This is a genomic window from Mycobacterium colombiense, from assembly GCF_003284975.1.
GTDB classification, from domain to species: Bacteria; Actinomycetota; Actinomycetes; order Mycobacteriales; family Mycobacteriaceae; genus Mycobacterium; species Mycobacterium europaeum_A.
This window is the reverse complement of the sequence record NZ_QMEU01000001.1, coordinates 159,390-177,543: the sequence shown is the minus strand read 5'-3', so window position 1 is coordinate 177,543 and position 18,154 is coordinate 159,390. Positions and strand designations below refer to the sequence as shown.

14 protein-coding genes, 1 tRNA gene and 2 pseudogenes are annotated in these 18,154 nt (G+C 65.7%); 8 read left to right on the top strand and 9 right to left on the bottom strand.

Annotated elements, in window-relative coordinates; genetic code table 11:
* Nucleotides 1-21: 21 nt before the first annotated feature.
* The 4 genes from DQP58_RS00850 to DQP58_RS00835 form a co-directional block, all read right to left on the bottom strand.
* On the bottom strand, nucleotides 22-2,376 hold the full coding sequence (locus tag DQP58_RS00850; protein WP_112706621.1) for a glycerol-3-phosphate 1-O-acyltransferase: 2,355 nt from the start codon (nucleotides 2,374-2,376) through the stop codon (nucleotides 22-24).
* Nucleotides 2,373-4,157 (bottom strand): HAD-IB family hydrolase/lysophospholipid acyltransferase family protein, encoded by a 1,785-nt coding sequence (locus tag DQP58_RS00845; RefSeq protein ID WP_112706620.1) that lies wholly within the window; start codon nucleotides 4,155-4,157, stop codon nucleotides 2,373-2,375. The genes DQP58_RS00850 and DQP58_RS00845 overlap by 4 nt, the downstream gene beginning before the upstream one ends.
* Nucleotides 4,154-5,623, bottom strand: a complete 1,470-nt coding sequence (locus DQP58_RS00840) for a WS/DGAT/MGAT family O-acyltransferase (protein WP_112706661.1) — start codon at nucleotides 5,621-5,623, stop codon at nucleotides 4,154-4,156. The genes DQP58_RS00845 and DQP58_RS00840 overlap by 4 nt, the downstream gene beginning before the upstream one ends.
* A 159-nt stretch (nucleotides 5,624-5,782) precedes the next feature.
* Nucleotides 5,783-7,030: an alpha/beta hydrolase gene (locus tag DQP58_RS00835; RefSeq protein ID WP_112706619.1), complete on the bottom strand. Its 1,248-nt coding sequence runs from the start codon at nucleotides 7,028-7,030 to the stop codon at nucleotides 5,783-5,785.
* Nucleotides 7,031-7,217: 187 nt separating this feature from the next.
* Here DQP58_RS00835 and DQP58_RS00830 point away from each other — a divergent pair.
* The 3 genes and pseudogenes from DQP58_RS00830 to DQP58_RS00820 all read left to right on the top strand — a co-directional run bounded on the left by DQP58_RS00830 (nucleotide 7,218) and on the right by DQP58_RS00820 (nucleotide 9,418).
* Nucleotides 7,218-7,291: transfer RNA gene (locus DQP58_RS00830), tRNA-Arg, on the top strand.
* 113 nt (nucleotides 7,292-7,404) lie between these two features.
* Nucleotides 7,405-7,605, top strand: a pseudogene (locus DQP58_RS00825) (helix-turn-helix domain-containing protein); the annotation flags it as partial.
* Between the two features lie 187 nt (nucleotides 7,606-7,792).
* The gene (locus DQP58_RS00820) at nucleotides 7,793-9,418 is read left to right on the top strand and encodes an acyl-CoA dehydrogenase family protein (RefSeq protein WP_112706618.1); all 1,626 of its coding nucleotides are present in this window, start codon (nucleotides 7,793-7,795) and stop codon (nucleotides 9,416-9,418) included.
* Nucleotides 9,419-9,461: 43 nt separating this feature from the next.
* Here the strand turns inward: DQP58_RS00820 and DQP58_RS00815 are convergent, their stop codons facing one another.
* On the bottom strand, nucleotides 9,462-10,526 hold the full coding sequence (locus tag DQP58_RS00815) for an AraC family transcriptional regulator (protein WP_112706617.1): 1,065 nt from the start codon (nucleotides 10,524-10,526) through the stop codon (nucleotides 9,462-9,464).
* A gap of 195 nt (nucleotides 10,527-10,721) precedes the next feature.
* On the opposite strand from DQP58_RS00815, the pseudogene DQP58_RS00810 reads away from it, so the two are divergent.
* A pseudogene (locus DQP58_RS00810) lies at nucleotides 10,722-10,966 on the top strand (adenylate/guanylate cyclase domain-containing protein); the annotation flags it as partial.
* Nucleotides 10,967-11,254: 288 nt separating this feature from the next.
* Here the strand turns inward: DQP58_RS00810 and DQP58_RS00805 are convergent.
* Nucleotides 11,255-11,563 (bottom strand): hypothetical protein, encoded by a 309-nt coding sequence (locus DQP58_RS00805; RefSeq protein WP_112706616.1) that lies wholly within the window; start codon nucleotides 11,561-11,563, stop codon nucleotides 11,255-11,257.
* A 711-nt stretch (nucleotides 11,564-12,274) separates the two neighbouring features.
* On the opposite strand from DQP58_RS00805, the gene DQP58_RS00795 reads away from it, so the two are divergent.
* Nucleotides 12,275-12,958 (top strand): cutinase family protein, encoded by a 684-nt coding sequence (locus DQP58_RS00795; RefSeq protein ID WP_165827764.1) that lies wholly within the window; start codon nucleotides 12,275-12,277, stop codon nucleotides 12,956-12,958.
* Nucleotides 12,959-13,126: 168 nt separating this feature from the next.
* On the opposite strand, the gene DQP58_RS00790 is transcribed toward DQP58_RS00795, so the two are convergent.
* On the bottom strand, nucleotides 13,127-13,417 hold the full coding sequence (locus tag DQP58_RS00790) for a hypothetical protein (protein WP_112706614.1): 291 nt from the start codon (nucleotides 13,415-13,417) through the stop codon (nucleotides 13,127-13,129).
* Nucleotides 13,418-13,934: 517 nt separating this feature from the next.
* On the opposite strand from DQP58_RS00790, the gene DQP58_RS00785 reads away from it, so the two are divergent.
* The 3 genes from DQP58_RS00785 (at nucleotide 13,935) to DQP58_RS00775 (ending at nucleotide 15,916) form a co-directional block, all read left to right on the top strand.
* The gene (locus DQP58_RS00785) at nucleotides 13,935-14,345 is read left to right on the top strand and encodes a hypothetical protein (protein WP_112706613.1); all 411 of its coding nucleotides are present in this window, start codon (nucleotides 13,935-13,937) and stop codon (nucleotides 14,343-14,345) included.
* A gap of 406 nt (nucleotides 14,346-14,751) precedes the next feature.
* The gene (locus tag DQP58_RS00780) at nucleotides 14,752-15,522 is read left to right on the top strand and encodes an enoyl-CoA hydratase (protein WP_112706612.1); all 771 of its coding nucleotides are present in this window, start codon (nucleotides 14,752-14,754) and stop codon (nucleotides 15,520-15,522) included.
* A gap of 103 nt (nucleotides 15,523-15,625) precedes the next feature.
* Nucleotides 15,626-15,916: a hypothetical protein gene (locus DQP58_RS00775; protein WP_112706611.1), complete on the top strand. Its 291-nt coding sequence runs from the start codon at nucleotides 15,626-15,628 to the stop codon at nucleotides 15,914-15,916.
* Between the two features lie 8 nt (nucleotides 15,917-15,924).
* Here the strand turns inward: DQP58_RS00775 and DQP58_RS00770 are convergent, their stop codons facing one another.
* Both DQP58_RS00770 and bkdB read right to left on the bottom strand, forming a co-directional pair.
* Complete coding sequence (locus DQP58_RS00770) at nucleotides 15,925-17,094, bottom strand: dihydrolipoamide acetyltransferase family protein (protein WP_112706610.1); 1,170 nt, start codon at nucleotides 17,092-17,094, stop codon at nucleotides 15,925-15,927.
* Nucleotides 17,091-18,146 carry a 3-methyl-2-oxobutanoate dehydrogenase subunit beta gene (gene bkdB, locus DQP58_RS00765; protein ID WP_112706609.1) on the bottom strand — a complete coding sequence of 352 codons (1,056 nt, stop codon included), beginning with the start codon at nucleotides 18,144-18,146 and terminating at the stop codon, nucleotides 17,091-17,093. The genes DQP58_RS00770 and bkdB overlap by 4 nt, the downstream gene beginning before the upstream one ends.
* Nucleotides 18,147-18,154 lie beyond the last annotated feature (8 nt).

Here is an 18,154-nt window from a genome sequence, read left to right as displayed (position 1 = left end):
GGTATGGGCGGCCCCGACCGGCTACCGAGTCTGGCTGTCCAGAAGGTCCTGGCGGGCCTTGGCCTCGCGTGCCACGAACTGATCGCGCGCGATCCGCCCGGCGTAGTCGAAGTCGTGCAGGATGTCGCGCAGCTCGTGCAGGAAGGCACGACGCCTTTCGGCCAGGTCCGGCGCGGGTGCGATCAGGTCCTGATCCTCGACGACCTGGCGCGCGGTGGCGAACAACAGCGTGGAGACCGATTCGCTGCTGCGGATCCGGGTCTGCGCCACATACTGTCGGCCGACGCCCAACGCCAAGTCCGTCAGTTCCTTGTGCCCGATGTCCGCCGGCGCGTCGCGCAGCACGTCGGCGACGATCTCGTAGGCCTCGAAGAACACCCGCAACATCGCGTCCGCCATCAACGGGCGCTTGGCGAACAACAGCGCGTCGATCTCGTCGCCGCCGGCCGCGACGTGGGCTTCCCAATTGTCGTGCCAGGCCATCTCTTCGGCGATGTTGTCCCGAAACGTCGCCGAGTCGGCGAAATAGAAGTCGAACTTCAGCAGATCGCGCAGCCGCATCGCCTGAGCCCAGAACGCGCCCATGCGGTCGCCGTCGGCGTGGCGGGCGTGTGCCAGGGCGAGCTCGACGATCGAGGTCTCCAAAAAGGCGTGGATCACCGAGTTGCGGTAGAAGGCCGCGGCGTGCTGCTCTTCGGGCGCGATGCGCCACACCGTTTCCCGGCCGCCGTCGACCCGGGTGATGGGGTGTCCGTTGGACAGCGCGTCGACCGCCGCGCGTACCCCGTCTTGCGTGCGCAGCCGCAACGCGCTGGTGGACATCGGATTGTGTTTGCGTTCCAGGTAATCCAGCGAATCCTGCAGGGTGTGGTGCAGCTGGCCGAGGGTCAGCGCCGCCCCGCGGGTGGTCAGCAGCAGCGCGCACACCAGACCCGTCGCCGTCACCGGCGTCGCCTGCAGTATCCGCCAGGCGACCTCGAACGACATTTTTTGCAGCGCAAGGCGTTTGGCGTCCGGATCCTGGGCCAGCGGGCCGTGCGGCGCACCCAGGTAGTGGCGCATCGACACGGCTTCGGGGAAACGGACGTAGATCTTGCCGTAGTTGCGTTCACCCTGCGCCCGGATGAAGTTGTACAACCAGCCCACGCCTTCGGGTGTCTTCTCGCCGCCGCGGGCGTAGGCGGCGTATTCCGCGGTCTCGTGCAGCTGATCGAAGCTGATCGAGACCGGTTGCAGCAGAATGTCTTCGCTGCGGCCATCGAGGTAGGCGTCGGCGACGTAGGCCAGCAGCCCGAGCTTGGGTGGCAACATCTTGCCGGTGCGCGAGCGGGTGCCCTCGATGGACCAGCTCAGGTTGAACCGCTTTTCGACTATGTAGCCGACGTATTCGCGCAGCACGTACTTGTAGAGCTGGTCGTTACCGATGTTGCGGCGGATGAAGATGACCCCGGAACGTCGCAGCAGCGGGCCCATGGCACCGAACGACAGGTTGATACCGGCGAACACGTGCACCGGCGGTAATCGGTTCTCCTGCATGGCGACCGGCACCACCGCGCCGTCGATGTAGGACCGGTGCGAGAACAACAATACGGCAGGGTGGGCTTCCAGGCCGGCCCGCATCGCCGCGACCTGATACTCGTCGTAGTCGATCTCGGGGTCGAACCCGCGGCTGATCATCCTGCCGAGGACCCCGACGAGGTCGACCGATGCCCGGCTCCAGCCGGTGGCGAGTTCGTCGAGCATCTTTGCGGCTTCCTCGACGGTGGCGCCGGGAATTCTCGCCAGGCCGCTGCGAAACCTGTTGGAGGCCATGATCTCTGGTTTCACCAGCCGCGGCGACTTGTACTGCGGTCCGAGGATCCGGTACTCGACGCGTTCCATCGCCAAGATGGCGCGGCGGATCACGAATTGGGCGAAGTCGTACCGGTCGTCTCCGACGGTGGTGTCGCGCCATTGCCGGCGCAGCTCCGCGACCGTCGCGGCTTCGCCGGCCACCACCCGTGCCCGCTGGGGCGCGGTGCGCACAATCCGTTCTTGCTGGCGCTGGTTGGGGTGATAGGGATCCCGGCCGGGCAGCAGGCCGGCCAGCTTGGCGACCCGGCCGCGATTCGGCTCCGGCAGCCAGAACACCCGCACCGGCACGATGGACCGGTCTTCCCTTGATTCAAGCTGTTCGGCCAGCGCCGTCATCACGTCCGGTGGCGCATCGAGCGCCGGCAGCTTGACCAGGTCGAAATTCGCGCCCGGGTGCCCGGCGCGTTGTTGCTCCATCCACGCCGTCACCAGGTCCATCTCGACCGGCGAGGTCATTGACGCCAATATCAGCGAGTCAGTCCCGGCAAGGATGGCGCTGGTATCCGCGGCCGGTTCGGTCACGGATGCCCTCGGTGCGGCGATTCCGGTGACTCGGCGTTGCCGGGCGCCGCCTTGGTCGCGGGCCGTTGCACCTCGCCGTCTTTGAGGGCGGCCTCGGATTCATGGGGAGTTGCCTTGGGCGCCTTGGCTTTCGACGCGGCCTTCTTCGCGGGATCCTTCTTCGCGGGATCCTTCTTCGCCGGTGCCTTCTTCGCGGGTGCCTTCTTCGCGGGCGCCTTCTTCGCGGGTGCCTTGGTGGTCCGGCTCTGTGCCTTCTCGGCCGCCTTCTTCTCGGCGTACAGGTCGACCTCGGGCAGTTCGTCGACGGGCCAGTTGGCGAGCGTATCCAGGTAGAGCTGGCGCACTTCGGCGATGCGGTCCGGCAGCGTGTCAAGCGTCCAGTCCTGCACCGAGATCGGCGGGAAGACCGCGACGTCGACGGTGCCCGGGTTGATGACGGTCGAGTTCCGGGCGGCAACGAGTTCGGCGTTGCGGATCACGATCGGAACGATCGGGATGCCGGCGGCCATCGCGAGACGAAATGGACCCTTTTTGAAGGGGCCGACCTCGTTGGTGTCCAGCCGGGTGCCTTCGGGCGCCATCACAATGGAAAGTCCGTTCTTGGCCCGCTCTTCGACAACGCGCATCGTCTCCAGCGCGGAGGCCGAATCGTCTCGGTCGATGAAAACCCCGTCCAATGCCTTGCCGAGCAGGGCCATGATCGGATTCTTCTGTAATTCCTTCTTGGCCACGGCAACCCAGTTGTCGTTGACCAGCGCACCCGCGATCACCGGATCCACCTGATTGCGGTGGTTGTAGATGAAGACGGCGGGACGTTGCGCGGTCAGATTCTCTCTCCCGACGACATTGAGGTGCACTCCCGTGGTCGCCAGCACGGTTTGGGAAAAAATGGAAGTGAAGAAATTCGCGCCCCGCCGCCGGCTACCGGTCAGCACACCCATCGCCACTGCGCCGGCGCCGACGGGGACGATCGAGCCCAGTCCGGCAAGGGTACGCACCTGCCGTCGCAGACCCACCGGACCTCGGCTGCTGAATCTCAGGATGGGCCAACCGCGGCGCTTGGCCACCGCCGCCATTTTCCCTTCGGGATTAGTCGGCCGGGGATTGCCGACCAGATACATCAGGGCGACGTCCTCGTCACCGTCGGCGTAGAAGTAACTGTCCTTGAGATCGATGTCGTGCTCGGCGGCAAAGCGTTGTACCGCAGCGGCTTTGCCGGGGCCCCAGAGGATCGGCTTCTGGACGGACCCGGTGAGCAAGCCGTCCTCGGTGGTCTCGAACTTGTTGGTGAGCATGTTGGGGATGCCGAGGAACCGCGCGACGGGATTAACCTGGATGGTCAGCGCCGAGGAACTAAGCACCACGGTGTGGCCGCGGGCCATGTGGGCGCGGACCAGCTCACGCATCTCCGGGTAGATCCGGGATTCGATGCGCTGGACGAACATTCGCTCGCCGATCTCTTCCAGGTCGTCGAGCAGTCGCCCCGTGAGCGCCTTGGCGGCCTTGCCGATGAGGTCCTCGAACTCGATGCGACCGAGGGTGTGGCTTAAGCCGGCCTGCACCATGCCGAGCAGTTCACTCACTCCCATGTCGCGGCGCAGCAGCCGTTCCTGGGTCAGGATGACCGCGGTGAACCCGGCGACCAGCGTGCCGTCCAAGTCGAAAAACGCGCCGATCTTCGGGCCTTCGGGGCTGGCCATGATCTCGGCCACCGAGCCGGGCAACCGCAGGTCCGCTCCGGCCGTTTCGCCCTTGTCCCCCTGCTGCTTTGAGTTACTCATGAGCCGGCCACCGATCGAGTGGACACCGCCGACTCGGTGAACGAGGCGGGCACCGCTTGCGGTGGCGGGTCGCCTGCCAGCGCCAGGATCTCGTCGAAACCCTCCAACAGGCATTGGGCGAACAACGCCTCGTTTCGCACCGCGGCCCGGTCGTAGCGCACGGTAATGGTGCACCACCCGCCCCGCGAGATCAGCACCACCATCATCGCCACCCCGGGCAGTGGACCGATACCGTACTGCCGCAACACTTTCGCCCCGGCGATGTAGGTGTCGCCGGGATAGACCGGGACGTTGCTGGCCTGCACGTCGGAGCCGATCACCGACCCGGTGATGCCTTCGAGCACCGCGGTTGGCAGGACGCTGAGCACCGGCGCCAGCGAACCGATGATGTTCATGGCGGGCTCGTCGCGGCGCTGCGTCATCTGGGCGCGGATCTTTTTCATCCGGGAGACGGGGTCGACGGTGCCGATCGGCGCCGCCAGGTTGACGCCCGTGAACCGGTTACCCCCGGCCGTATCCGCTTCGGCCCGAAGGTTGACCGGCACCGCCATCGGCAGCGTGCTGATCGGCACGCCGAACGCCTCGTGGTAGCGGCGCAGAGCGCCGCACAAGCCGGCAAGGTAGGCATCGTTGATCGACCCGCCGCCGGCCTTCGCGGCCTTGTGCAGGTCGGCGAGCGGGATGTCGATCGCCTCGCTGCGGGTGGCCAGGCTGCGACGCCGCAGCAGCGGCGACGGCTCGGCGGCCCGGTTGAGCACCCGCATGCCCGACATGGCGTACCCGACGATTCCCGAGACGGTGGCCGTCGGTTCCAGGACCGCCCGCCCGGCCGCCGATACGGCCCCGGACAGCGCGCTCATGACGCCGCCGACCACGGCGAACGGCAGGTGGTTAATGCCCTGGCGCATCAGGTCATTGGACGTCAGGTCCTGCGGCACGGGCAGCGGCAGCGTCGGCTTGGCCGGCGGATCGCGCTCGAGGTCATAGATTTCGGCGAACATCTGCACCCCGCCCACGCCGTCGGTGACGGCGTGGCTCACATGCAGCAGCGTGGCGGCCTTGCCGTCGGCCAGGCCCTCCACGAGGGTGGCCGTCCACAGCGGTCGCGAAATGTCCATCGGCGACTGCAGGATGAGGTCGGCCAGGTCGAATACCTCACGCAGCGTGCCGGGTTCGGAAACACGCACCCGACGAACGTGAAAATCCAGGTTGAAGTCGGGATCGACCACCCAGCGCGGCGACGCCGTCGGCAGGGTCGGCACGACGACCTTTTGGCGCAACCGCAGCACCCGTCGGGAGGCGCTTTCGAATCGGTTCCGGAACTGTGCCCATTCCGGCGTGGTGTCCAGCAGTTCCAAGGCCATGATTCCGGACCGGGTGCGGGGGTTTGCCTCCCCCCTGTGCAGTAGGTAGTCGACCGGCCCGAGTTCGTCGGACAACTTGATCGCCTCGACGGATTCAGTCATGGTCATCAGCTCGACGCGCCAACGTTGTCACCGTCGCTCAAGCCTCCTGCCTCAAGGACCACCAACCCCGATGGTCTACCCAACGCTAGTCGGGTTACCACGCTGGTGAAAGGAGCGGCGAGTACCGGGCCGCCGATTCAGCTGGCCCTCAGCTGGCCCTCAGCTGGCCGAAGTGGCCGACAGTGGCAGGGAATCCAGCAGGGAGCTGACGCGCCGCCCGTACACGACCCCGAGGAAATCGGCGACGGCGTCAGCGGCCAGCCGCGATCGGACCGTCGGCGTGATGTCGAAAGCGTGGTGGGCGTTGCCGAGTTCGGCGTACGCCACCGTGGCAGCGCCGGCCGCGCGCAACGCCGCGCAGAAAGCGCGAGCCTGGCCGTTGGGCACCAACTCGTCCTTCTGGCCGTGCAACACGAAGAAGGGCGGCGCGTCGGCGTGCACGTAGGAGACGGGCGATGCGGCCGTGAAGCGCTCGGGCGCGTCGGCGTAGCGGGCCTTCATCACGAACTGTTCGAGGAACGGCAACATCAGTGGGTGCATGTTGTCGAAGTCGGTGAAGTCGTAGACGCCGTAGTAGGGCGCTACCGCTTGCACGGTGGTGTCGGCCTCTTCGAAACCGGGCTGGAAGGCGGGGTCGTTCGGGGTCAGCGCCGCCAGGGAGGCCAGGTGCCCACCCGCCGAGCCGCCGGTGATCGCGATGAAATCCGGGTCGCCGCCGTAGTCGGCGATGTTCTCCCGGACCCACGCGATCGCCCTTTTGACGTCGACGAGGTGTGCGGGGAAGGTGGCGCGCGGGCTCTTGCTGTAGTCGATCGAGACGCAGATCCAGCCGAGTTGGACCATTCGGCTCATCAGCGTGTAGGCCTGCGGACGCCGGCCGTTGAGCGCCCATGCCCCGCCCGGCACCTGGATCAGCACGGGTGCGCGGCAACCTGGGGCCAAGTCGTCGCGCCGCCAGATGTCCAGCATGTTGTCGCGCGGGCTCGGACCGTAGGAGATGTCGGACGTCTGCGACGCATACCGGCGGTGCGGCCCGGGCCTGCCCAGCAGTCGACCGCGCGGAGCGCACATTGCGCCGACGGCGGCGGGATGACATACCTGTTCGCGAAACTCGGGGCCGAAGGACTCCTCGAGCGCGGCGGTGAGGGTTCGATCAGCCCGCTGGGCGGCCAGCGTCGTGCCGACCCGGCCGACGGACGGATGCGAAACGCGGGACAGCGCGTGACCGGTCACTACGTGCGGAGGAAACTCCGTGGCAAGCCAGCCGGCGAAGCAGCCCAGCGCGAACGGCCCGCCGCGCAGCACCAGGTTGCCGAGTTGGTAGACATCCCGGGCTTCGGCTGCCAGCCGTGCCACTTGGGCCCCCGCCCACGAATAGGGCGAGGTCTGCTTGCTGGCCACGCTCATTGCAACGTCACCCCTGGAACGTTATGCACACGCCTCATTGCGGTTAACGACCCATGACCGGCCGATGTTATTCGTGTGTCGAGGGTCCCCACGATAACCGATAAACGTGGCGCGGGAAGGCTTTTCGTGCGCGTGGCGGCGGGGAATCGGGTCGGCAGGTGCGGTTGGATAGACTGACCTGCACATTGCCTCCGTAGCTCAGGTGGATAGAGCAAGGGCCTTCTAATCCCTAGGTCGCACGTTCGAGTCGTGCCGGGGGCACCGAGATTGGTGTATGACCTCGGCTGTTGCGTGACAGTTCGGCTTCGCTGATAGGTGACAGTGTTTCGGCTGAGACGTGACAGTGGTTTCGGTTGATCCGCGACACTCCCGGAATGAGGGAGTTGAGCGTGGCAGAGCAGCGGTATCAGGCCGTGATGGCGGTGATTGGTGACGGGTTAACGGTGTCCCAAGCCGCGGAAAAGGCCGGAGTGGCTCGTCAGACGCTGCACCGGTGGCTGGCCCGTTACGAGGCCGAGGGCCTCGAGGGGTTGGCGGACCGGTCGCATCGGCCGGTGAGCTGTCCGCATGCCATGCCCGGGGGCACTGGTCAGAGGGTGTCTGTATGTGCGAGTGGTTTGCGTGATGCGGCCGTGAACGCTTCGTTCAGCGGGTAGAGCCTCGTCCCTCGCCTGCCTAGCGTCAATCAGACATGTGATTGTCAAGCCGTGCCGCCATGGTCGGTCCTCTGACTTGAGGCCGTCTGTCGCAGAGAGGAAATTGATGACGGCAACGCACGAAGTGTTCAATCAGGCGCCACCGAGGGTGGGGGTAAACGAGTTCGACTCCAACATCGCGCTCACCGAAGCCGTGGAATGTTATGGCATCGGGTGGGCGACGGACCAGCTCAGCGATGTCGGTGAGCTGGTCGGCCAAGCCGATTTTCAGAGGGACGCCGATCTCGCCAACACCTACTCTCCGGTGTTCGTCAGTCATGATCGACTGGGCAACCGCGTCGATGCGGTCGACTTCCACCCGGCCTATCACCGCGTCATTTGCTCGGCGATCCGATATGGCGCTCACACCAGCTGCTGGGCCGACCCACGTCCGGGCGCACACATCGCCCGTGCCGTGACATACATGCTCTTCGCCCAGGTAGAGCCCGGTCACACATGTCCGGTGGGCATGACCCATTCCGTCGTTCCATCACTGCGACTTGCTCCCGACCTCGCGCAGACATGGCTGCCCCGGGTGTATTCGCGAACCTACGACCCGGAACTCCGCGCCCCTGATACCAAAGCGTCAGCGATCTTCGGAATGGCGATGACCGAGAAGCAGGGTGGATCCGACGTGCGAACCAATACCACCCGCGCAGTCGACGCCAAGGACGGAACCTGGCGCCTGACTGGCCACAAGTGGTTTTGCTCCGCTCCGCAGTCCGACGCCTTTCTTATGCTTGCGCAAACCCCGGGCGGATTGTCCTGCTTCCTGGTGCCGCGAATGCTGCCAGACGGAAGCTGCAATGAGTTTCGTATCCAACGGTTAAAAGACAAGCTAGGCAACAAATCCAACGCTTCCGCAGAAATCGAGTTGGAGGACACCACCGGCTGGCTGATCGGCGAGGCGGGCTGCGGCGTGCGCACAATCATCGAGATGGTTTCTCAGACGCGGTTGGACTGCGTGCTAATGAGCGCCGCAGGCATGCGGCAATCCGTCGCGGAGGCCGCATGGCACTGTCGCAATCGCTCCGCCTTCGGCGCAATGCTCATCCATCAACCGGCGATGACCAGCGTCATAGCCGACCTTCAACTGGAGGCCGAGGCTGCCACCTGGACCGCGCTACGACTGGCCGCCGCCTACGACAGTGACGACGACGAGTCGGTAGCCTTTCGGCGGCTAGCGACGCCTGTCGCAAAGTACTGGGTTTGCAAGCGGGGCCCACACCACGCCTACGAGGCGTTGGAATGCCTAGGGGGAAACGGTTACAGCGAACTCTTCCCGCTGGCGCGCCGCTATCGGGAGCAACCGCTAATGGCGATCTGGGAAGGTTCGGGCAATGTAATTGCCCTCGATGTCCTCCGAGCCATCGCCCGCGAGCCGCACTCGGTCGAGGCCTTCGATCGCGAGATATGTTCCGCGCTCGGCCAATATCCAGAGTTCGACAAGCACATCGCTCACGTGCGCGAGAGCGTCAGACATGCGGGTGCGGACGCGGCAGCGGCCCAAGGACAGGCTCGACGACTCGTCGAGTCCCTCGCGTTGGCCCTGCAGGCTTCGATTGTCATTCGTGAGGCGCCATCCGCAGTGGCAGACGCATTCGTAGCCGCTCGCATGAGCGACGACCGTCACCTAGAGTATGGCGCTCTTGCAACGCGTCTGGACCTTCGAGCGATCGTGGCGCGAGCTTAGACGTTCCGTTTTGACGGGCAATGAATTGCGTTGTCGGGACGGCTTATTCTGGGCATGGCTGTCGTCGTGTCGGGCGCCGGAGTTCCCCACGTCGTCGGGTAACGCCGCCTGACTGGCGCAGCGTCGCGACGGGTTTCTCGCCATAGCGGACGGCGTAGGCCGCGGCGAACCGCCCCAAATTGTTGAATCCCCAACGAGATGCGATGGATCCCACCGTCTCGGTCGAAGGATCGGAGCCCAGCAAGTCCCGATGGACACGGCGGAGACGGACGTCACGCAGGTACGCCATGGGTGTCGTACCGAGGTGGGCTCTAAAGCCCTGCTGAAGCGAACGAACGCTGACGTAGCTTCGGGCGGCCAATGTCGAGACAGTCAGCGGCTCATGTGGTTCGGCTTCGATGATTTCGATCGCCGCGCGGATGGCGCGAGGTGGAAGCTCCGTCGCTTCACCGTCCAATGCCGCGCGGTAAGGGTGGTGTGCGGCCCAGAGGAGGCCGCGGATCACACTCTCCGCGAAAGGCATCCCGACAATCGGCTGATGCACGACACTGGCCGGCCGGAACAGTTGCGCGGTCAACAGCCAGACCATGGAGACCCAGCTCCGAACGGCTGCACTTGTGGGCGGCAAGATGGATTGAAAGTCGATTTGGGACGTTATTGGGCGCCCGAGTGCGTCGGCAAGCGCCTCCTCAACGGCGGGAGGCTGGATCATTAGTGTGAGCCGGGGGCCAGCAGGACGGCGGACGCCCAGTTCGTCTTCCGGTCGATACACCACGAATGAGCCAGGCGTAGGAAAGATGGGCGAACCCCGACCGACGGCGACCGAAGGAGTCCAGATAGGCAGGGTGACGTGGTAGAGGGAACTCTCGACAGCGCTCACCCACGCCTCATCGTGATAACTGGTTTCCAGGATGGTCAGGGGACCGACCCGGCCGATACGGTGTGCAAATGAGACTGACGCCCTGTCCCCTAGCGGGTGGATCTCGGGCCACCAATATGGCCAGGACTCCGTTAGTTTCCGGCGCAATTCGGCGACCTCATCGGTCGTTCCGACGGTGACCCATGGTCGGTACTCAGGCGTATCGACTTCTCCGATTTGGTTCGCCATCACGCTCCTCGGCTCGGGCGTATATGTCTCATCAACCCTCCCCAAAGAATAGACCCCTGACCAGCTCGAGGTACGCCGCGGAAAGCGGTGGTTCAGCCGGTGATCAGCGTCGTCTCGACCCTGGCCCTTCCGGCCGGTCAGTCGATTCGTCCGAGGCCAACTCCCGCGCCACCAGTACTTTGACCGGCCAGCGAAATCGACACTGGCCTCGTCATCGCGGGGACCATCGGCGGGGCAGGCAAGCGGGGATTCACCCTGATCGGTGACACGGTCAACGTCGCGGCCCGCGCCGAGCAGCACAGCTAAATCACCGGCGACTCAATCCTTCTCACCCGCTGCGTCGACGCGCTAAATCAGCGGTCGCTGGACTCATCGGCCGTAGGTCTCACGCCCTCAGGGGCAAGACAGCCGCCGTCCAACTCTTTGGACCTCCCCCGTGAAAGGGCCGCCCCGTGGCGCGAGTAGGGCGGCCCGATCATCTATTCAAAAGCGGCTGGGCCGATCTGGTTCCAGTTGTTCCGCAGGTCTCCCGCACACCTCTGTCGGGGCTAACGCCGATCACGGTGACACAGCGGGAAGGCATGGGAAACGGGGCGCAGTCGAACCGGGCGCTATCGCCTAGGTAAGCAATCCTGCTGAATACCTAGACGATTGACGGTGCGGACCGACAATCGAGGCACCAACGCCCCACCGACGTGGTCGAATCACCTCATTACTCGGCCGTGTTACTAGACCTCGATCGTCTGGCTGACGTAGTTCTCCCAAGTGGCCATTTGGGCCGCGTCGACGAGGAGGCCTTGGAAATCCGGGTCAGCATTGAGGCTCTGCTGGACCTGGCCGTACGTGGCCCAGTCCTTGGTAGTCGACATCAAGCCGATGGCGTTGGTGCCCTGACCTCCGATCATGTTGACCAGCGCGGTGACGTTCTCCGCGCCATGTTTGCGGGCAAGCCCGGTCGCTCGCTTCAACTGCTTCTGAATGTCGTCCCAGGCGACCCCAGGGTTCGGATGGACGATCGTAGTAGCGACGATGGCCATGGCTGGACCTTTCGCTAGATGGGAAGAGAACGTTAATAGTCTCCGGCGCGGCGAAGCGAGCCGTCTAGAGTAGGCGGCTACTCCATTTCCGCGGGTGCGTGCAGGTTGCGCCCTCCCCCGGGGGTTTCAACCGGCTGCGGCTGGGAACAGTGATTGATAGTGGCAAACGCGGATGGCCGACCACGAGAGTCGGCCCATTTGCATCGTTGAGCAGGGAAATTATCGAGGATGTTGGCTAGGGTCAATAAGAGTTCAGCAAGCGTATTTAGGCAAAAACAACAACTTATGGCTGCTTGCCTGAATCCGAATCATAAATACATTCAGGAATGTCCTGAATGCAATTCAATACACGAAACGCAGAATCAGGATGAGGAGTATTGCGCTGGTTGCAGACGCCACGGCGCAATGCCGGCAATGGCGGAGAAATAAATCGGTCGGACCTCAGGCCAGGTCCGGTGGGCGTTCGGCACACTCCCGGAGTTTCGAGAGCGCTTTCGGATCATCGCGGGGATTGCGGACATCGCCGCTGATCGTTCGCAGCGCGAGAAACGATGCGCCATAAACCAATCGGTGAGCGCGGAAGCCGTCGGCCAAGAATTGCCTGGGGCGCGCGAGTTTGCCGGCCGGCACGCCGGTCCGGGCCATATGTCTCGCGTTGCTGGGCCCTAATCGGACCGTGCCTTCCCGGCCCCGATATGTCAGCATTGGTGCGTGACCGCACGCCGATTAGCGCGTGTACTGGCCGTCACGGTGCTGACAGCTTGCTGGTCGGCGTTGTGCCCGCCGGTCTCCGCGTCCGCCGCACCCTGCCCCGACGTCGAGGTCACGTTCGCCCGTGGAACCGCCGAGCCGCCCGGTGTCGGCGGGGTCGGACAGGCGTTCATCGACTCGCTGCGCTCCCAGGTCGGGGGCCGGTCGCTCGGGGTGTATCCCGTCAACTACCCCGCGGATGAGGATTTCGCGCAGTCAGCCTCAGCGGGCGCCGGCGACGCGCACGCCCACGTTCAGTCCATGGTGGCGAACTGTCCTAACACGAAACTGGTGCTCGGAGGCTATTCGCAGGGCGCGATGGTGATAGATCTGATCACCATCGCCCAGGCACCGATCGCGGGCTTGATTCCTCAGATATTGACGGCCGACGAGGCCGACCATGTTGCCGCCCTGGCCCTCTTCGGAAATCCGTCGGCCAGGTATCTGGGGGCGCCGGTGAGCGTGGTCAGCCCGTGGTATGGGGCGAAGGCCATTGACTTGTGCGCGCCCGGCGATCCGGTGTGCACTCCGGGCGGTCCGCTGGCGCTGCCGTCCCACGACGAGTTGTTCTCGGCGGCGGATCTGTCCTACCAAGGATCCGGAATGCCAAGCCAGGCGGCCACTTTCGTGGCCGCACATCTCTGAGGTCGCCTAACTGGCCACCATGGTGACCTGCGCGTGCCGCACGGTCGCGAGCGACTTGCCGGACGCGAGAGCTGCGCTAATGGTGGCGCTCGTTCGTCCTTGCCGAGGCGCATCTCCAACCGGCGGGCGCTAGCAACGAAACCCGTTGCGCGCCTTGCGCTATCGAGGCTAAGACGCGGGCGCATACTGCCACACCGCCTCCCGATGCCCGGGCGACGCCGGGTCGCACAACCAGGTGAGGCCGGCGGCGTCATGCGTGGTGACGTTCGGAACCGGACAGGCCCGGCCGGCCAGCGGTCGATCGAGGCTGGCAACACCGACCCCCAGGCCGATCAGAGCGGCCGTCGCGAAGGAGACCAGCATCAGCCGCACGTACCCAAGTCGGCGATCGCGCGTCCGCGCGTACGCCCGGTAAGCCGGCGCCCTGTATCGCATGGTCCGGTAGCTCGCGGTCCGCATGAGGTGCTCCTTGCGTCAATGCCGATGGGGATTGCTCGTTCGAGCTGACGTGAGCTTGGGCGCCGGCGCTTGGCGGATCCTCTACGGATCCTTGGCCGCGTAATGTGCGTGGCGAGTCCAGCCGGTCACCCGCCGCCGGGCTCGATCACTGATCGCGATCGCCGAAGGCGATGGCGCATGCGCGATCGGATCCGGGAATCACGTTATGGTCACCGGACGGTGCCTCCGGGACAGAAGTGAGCGCCGTGACGCACGATGAAACTAATGGCACAATTAGCGCGCTGGCGCAGGTCACGGGCGCATTTAGCGATCGCGTTGACGGCCGCGAACCCGCACGCGCAACCGCGGCTAATGGCAATCAGCTGGGTTCCCATAGCCTCCGCGGACCCACAAAATCGAAGTCGCCGTCAAAAGTTTGCGCTTTAATCGAACTGGGAACAGCGTGTCAAAACGAGCAGATGGCGCTTACGGGGAGATCATTACTTACAGCGTCTTCTCTTCGAGGGGTTGGCGAAATATGGCGTCGAATGACTGGCAGCCGGTAGTGCGCGTCGGGGAACCGAGGTTCATAGCCGGCGTTGGCAATCGAATCAAAGTCGAAGTCAAGACACGGGGTTGGCTAAGCCGCGACTGGCGCTGTTACTTCGGAACGCAGGTCTCGCAGCAACAACTTGATGCCCGGTATTCTTCCTATCCCTGTTGGGACGAAATCCAACGGATCGAGGGTTCGTGCGCGGAGCACGATGCCGAGCGATACATTGAAATGATTGATGCCGCAATACATTACGCCAACACCAAGATGCGTAGTGATGCGCTGCCGGTGGCCGCTATGCGCGGAGCGCGCACAGAGCGGCGCGGGTGTGCGGTGCGGGAGCGCCAGGCCGAACTCGATGAGCTGGCGAAGAAGTTAGCGAAACCCGAGCTGTAACGCGGCGCGAGCAACGTCCGCGGCCGCGGTAAGCGCGGCGCCCAGCTCTGACATCCGGCCCGTGAGCCGGCGCCCGCCCTTTGTTTCACCAGGTCGACCCGGGCGTTCGACCGGCCGGCGAAAAGCGGCAGATAACGTTTTGATAAACACAGCATTGCTTGTAGATCCCGATATCCGCTGCCGGCCCCGCAAAGGTTTACGCCGTTGCGTGGCGGCGCCCCAAGCGACTTGCGCCGGACGCTAATGGGAATGCCCGCCCTTTCCTAACGGTTCTCGATATTCACGCTCCTACCGGCCGATTCGGGGCGCGGGGCGCGAAGTAGTCTTACCTCGCCCAAGACGCTGCCGCCGTTAACCGGTGTGCCCAGGCGGATCCGCCACCAAGAGCCGAAGCCGGAGGTGCCCGATGGCCCAGTCCGAACCGATCCTGTTCAACGTCACCAACCGCGTCGCGGTCATCACCGTGAACGATCCCGATCGGCGCAACGCGATCACCGCCGAGTCGTCGGGCCTGCTGCGGGAGGCGGTCGAGCGGGCCGAAGCCGATCCCGAGGTGCATGCCGTGGTGGTCACCGGGGCCGGCAAGGCGTTCTGCGCGGGCGCGGATCTGAGCGCCCTGGGTGCCGCGGGCGGCGGCGCGGCCGAGGCGGGCCTGCAGCAGCTTTACGACGGCTTCATGGCCGTCGGCGGTTGCCGGCTGCCCACCATTGCCGCCGTCAACGGCGCCGCGGTGGGCGCGGGTCTCAATCTGGCCCTGGCCGCCGACGTGCGCATCGCCGGACCCGCCGCCGTGTTCGACGCGCGGTTCCAGAAGCTCGGGCTACACCCGGGCGGGGGCGCGACATGGATGTTCCAGCGAGCTGTCGGCCCGCAGGTGGCGCGGGCGGCGCTGCTGTTCGGCATGCGCTTCGACGCCGACGCCGCCGTACGGCACGGCGTGGCGCTGAGCGTCGCCGATGATCCGGTCGCCGCAGCGCTGGAGCTGGCCGCCGGCCCGGCGGCGGCACCGCGCGACGTGGTGCTGGCGACCAAGGCCACCATGCGCGCCACCGTCAGCCCGGGATCGCTGGACAACGAGCAGCACCAGCTCGCCATGCGCGCCGAGCTCGGCCCGCAGTCCTATTCCATCCAATCACCGGAATTCGCACAACGATTGGCCGCCGCGCAACGGCGGTAGGCCTCCCCCGCACGCGCGCAGGTTGGGATCGGTAGCGCGGCGGCACGGGTGCACTTGCTGCGACGACGCCAACCGACATGGCGCCCGAGCAAAGGAATGCAGCGTGCACCTTCACCACACCCTCACCCGGCTTGCCGCCGGGGCCCTGCTGGCCAGCGGGCTCGCCACGGCGGGACTCGCGCTGACCGTGGGAACCGCGCAGGCCCGGCCGGCGCCGGCCCCGCAAGTGCATTGGTGCCCGAACCAGCCGTGGAACCCGGCGTGGGGCGAAAACAAGTACTGGAACCAATGTTGGGACACCGACAACCCCCCGCCGTACCCGCCCCCGCCGCCGTTTCATCAGCCGAACTTCAACTGCGGCCTGTTCTGGTGCCCGGTACCGCCGCACTCCTGACCCGGCGCTCACAGGTCGAGCAACGCGGTTTCCGGTGCCTCGATGAGATCTCTTAGCTCGCAGACGAATTGGGCGGCTTGCGCGCCGTCGGCGATGCGATGGTCGAACACACATGTCAACGACGTCGTCGGGCGCGCCACGATCTCGCCACCCCGGACGACGGGCCGGGGCTTGATCGCTCCGATGCCGAGGATGGCGGCTTCGGGATGGTTGATCACCGGCACCCCGTCGTCCACGCCCAGCGCCCCGAAGTTCGTCACGGTGAACGTCGAGCCGCGTAGCTCCCCCGGCCCCAGGCTGCCGGCACGCGCGCCGGCAATCAATTGGGCCGCCCTGCTTGCCAGTTCACGGGTCGTCATCGCGTGGGCATCGGCGATCACCGGGACCAGTAACCCACGCTGGGTGGCCGCGGCGATCCCCAGGTGCACACGGTGCTCGACGCGCACCCGCGGTCCCTGCGCCGAGCCCACCCAGGTCGCATTCAACATCTCATTGTGCCGCAACGCGATGACCAGCAAGCGCAACGTGAGGACGAAGGGTGTGATGGTCTCCTGCTCCGCGCGGAACCGGTCGGACAGCCGCAGCAGCTCGGCGCAGTCGACCTCGACACCGACCTTCGCCGGTGGAATCTCCTTGTGCGACAGCGTCATTTTCTCCGCCATCCGGGCCTGCACACCCTGGACGGGCCGCACATGGGCGCCATGGCCGTTCCCGCCGGCCGCCGCCAGCACATCCTCCCGGGTGATGATGGCGCCCGCGCCACCCTGCACCGAGTTGAGATCCACCATCAGCTCTTTGGCCAGCTTGCGCACTGCAGGCGCGGCCAGCGGACGGGTGGTGCGCCGGCTGATGTCGATGCCGGAGTCGGCGCCATAACCGACCAACGTCGGTGGCGCCGTCTCGCTGGCCGGCGACTCACCGCGCAGCGGCGCTGTGTCGATCCGCACCAGCACCGCCCCGACGTTGAGCACATCGCCTTCGGCGCCGTTCCTTTCGACGACGCGACCCGCGTACGGGCTGGGGATCTCCACTTCGGCCTTGGCCGTCTCCACCGTGCACAGCACCTGGTTGAGGTCGACGTCCTCGCCCACCACCACATGCCACTGCGCCACGGTGGTTTCTTCTAGCCCCTCCCCGAGGTCGGGGACCCGAAACGACTTGACCCGCTCGTCGTTCATGGCTGCCCCAGCATACGCTCGACGCAATCGAGCAGCCGGTCGGGTCCGGGCAACCACCACTTCTCCAGCCGCGCCGGCGGGTACGGGGTGTCAAACCCGCACGCGCGCAGCACCGGGGCCTCCAGCTCGTAGAACAACTCCTCCTGGATTCGGGCCGCCAGGCCGGCCCCGTACCCCAGGCTTCGCGGGCCCTCGTGCATCACCACGCAGCGTCCGGTCCGGTGAATCGACGCGGCGACAGTATCGAAGTCCAGCGGCACCAGCGAGCGCAGATCGATGACATCCAGGCTCCAACCGCGTTGGCGCTGAGCCTGTTCGGCGGCTCCGACGGCCGTGCCGACCAGGCTGCCGTACGTCACGACGGTTACGTCGGTGCCCGGCCGGCGCACCATCGCGCGTCCGATCGGTGGTTCGGGCCGGGTGACGTCAACCAGGCCGCGACCCTGGTAGCGGCGCTTGGGCTCCAAGTACATGACCGGGTCCGGGCAGACGATCGCGTGCCGCAGTAGCCAATAGGCGTCGGCGGGGCTGGAAGGTACCACCACTTTCAAGCCGGCGGTATGGGCCCAATACGACTCGGTCGAGTCCGAATGATGTTCGGCGGCACCGATTCCCCCGAACGACGGGATGCGCACCGTCACCGGCATGTTGATTTCGCCGCGGGTGCGGGTGCGGTACTTCGCGAGGTGGCTGACCACCTGATCGAAGGCCGGGTAGGAGAACCCGTCGAACTGGATCTCGGGTACCGGCACGAAGCCGCGCAACGCCAGCCCCACCGCGATCCCGATGATGGCCGACTCGGCGAGGGGCGTGTCGAAGCAGCGGACTTCACCGAACGCCGCGGCCAGCCCCTCGGTGACCCGAAACACCCCGCCCTCGACCGAGACGTCTTCGCCGAACACCAGCACCCGATCGTCGGCGGCCATGGCGTCGTGCAGGGCGCGGTTTAGCGCCTGCACCATAGTCAGCGACTGCGCGCCCAGCACGACGTTTTCTACTGCCGCGGTGAGCGTCTCGTCGTGGCCGGCCGGGCGATCAGCGAGCTGAGTCATGGATGCCT

What these genes read in the sequence shown, in the direction of transcription:
- DQP58_RS00845 (WP_112706620.1), bottom strand. Translation starts at nt 4,157, where the DNA reads ATGAGTAACTCAAAGCAGCAGGGGGACAAGGGCGAAACGGCCGGAGCG.
- DQP58_RS00840 (WP_112706661.1), bottom strand. Translation starts at nt 5,623, where the DNA reads ATGACTGAATCCGTCGAGGCGATCAAGTTGTCCGACGAACTCGGGCCG.
- DQP58_RS00835 (WP_112706619.1), bottom strand. Translation starts at nt 7,030, where the DNA reads ATGAGCGTGGCCAGCAAGCAGACCTCGCCCTATTCGTGGGCGGGGGCC.
- DQP58_RS00820 (WP_112706618.1), top strand. Translation starts at nt 7,793, where the DNA reads ATGACGGCAACGCACGAAGTGTTCAATCAGGCGCCACCGAGGGTGGGG.
- DQP58_RS00815 (WP_112706617.1), bottom strand. Translation starts at nt 10,526, where the DNA reads ATGGCGAACCAAATCGGAGAAGTCGATACGCCTGAGTACCGACCATGG.
- DQP58_RS00805 (WP_112706616.1), bottom strand. Translation starts at nt 11,563, where the DNA reads ATGGCCATCGTCGCTACTACGATCGTCCATCCGAACCCTGGGGTCGCC.
- DQP58_RS00790 (WP_112706614.1), bottom strand. Translation starts at nt 13,417, where the DNA reads ATGCGGACCGCGAGCTACCGGACCATGCGATACAGGGCGCCGGCTTAC.
- DQP58_RS00785 (WP_112706613.1), top strand. Translation starts at nt 13,935, where the DNA reads ATGGCGTCGAATGACTGGCAGCCGGTAGTGCGCGTCGGGGAACCGAGG.
- DQP58_RS00780 (WP_112706612.1), top strand. Translation starts at nt 14,752, where the DNA reads ATGGCCCAGTCCGAACCGATCCTGTTCAACGTCACCAACCGCGTCGCG.
- DQP58_RS00770 (WP_112706610.1), bottom strand. Translation starts at nt 17,094, where the DNA reads ATGAACGACGAGCGGGTCAAGTCGTTTCGGGTCCCCGACCTCGGGGAG.
- bkdB (WP_112706609.1), bottom strand. Translation starts at nt 18,146, where the DNA reads ATGACTCAGCTCGCTGATCGCCCGGCCGGCCACGACGAGACGCTCACC.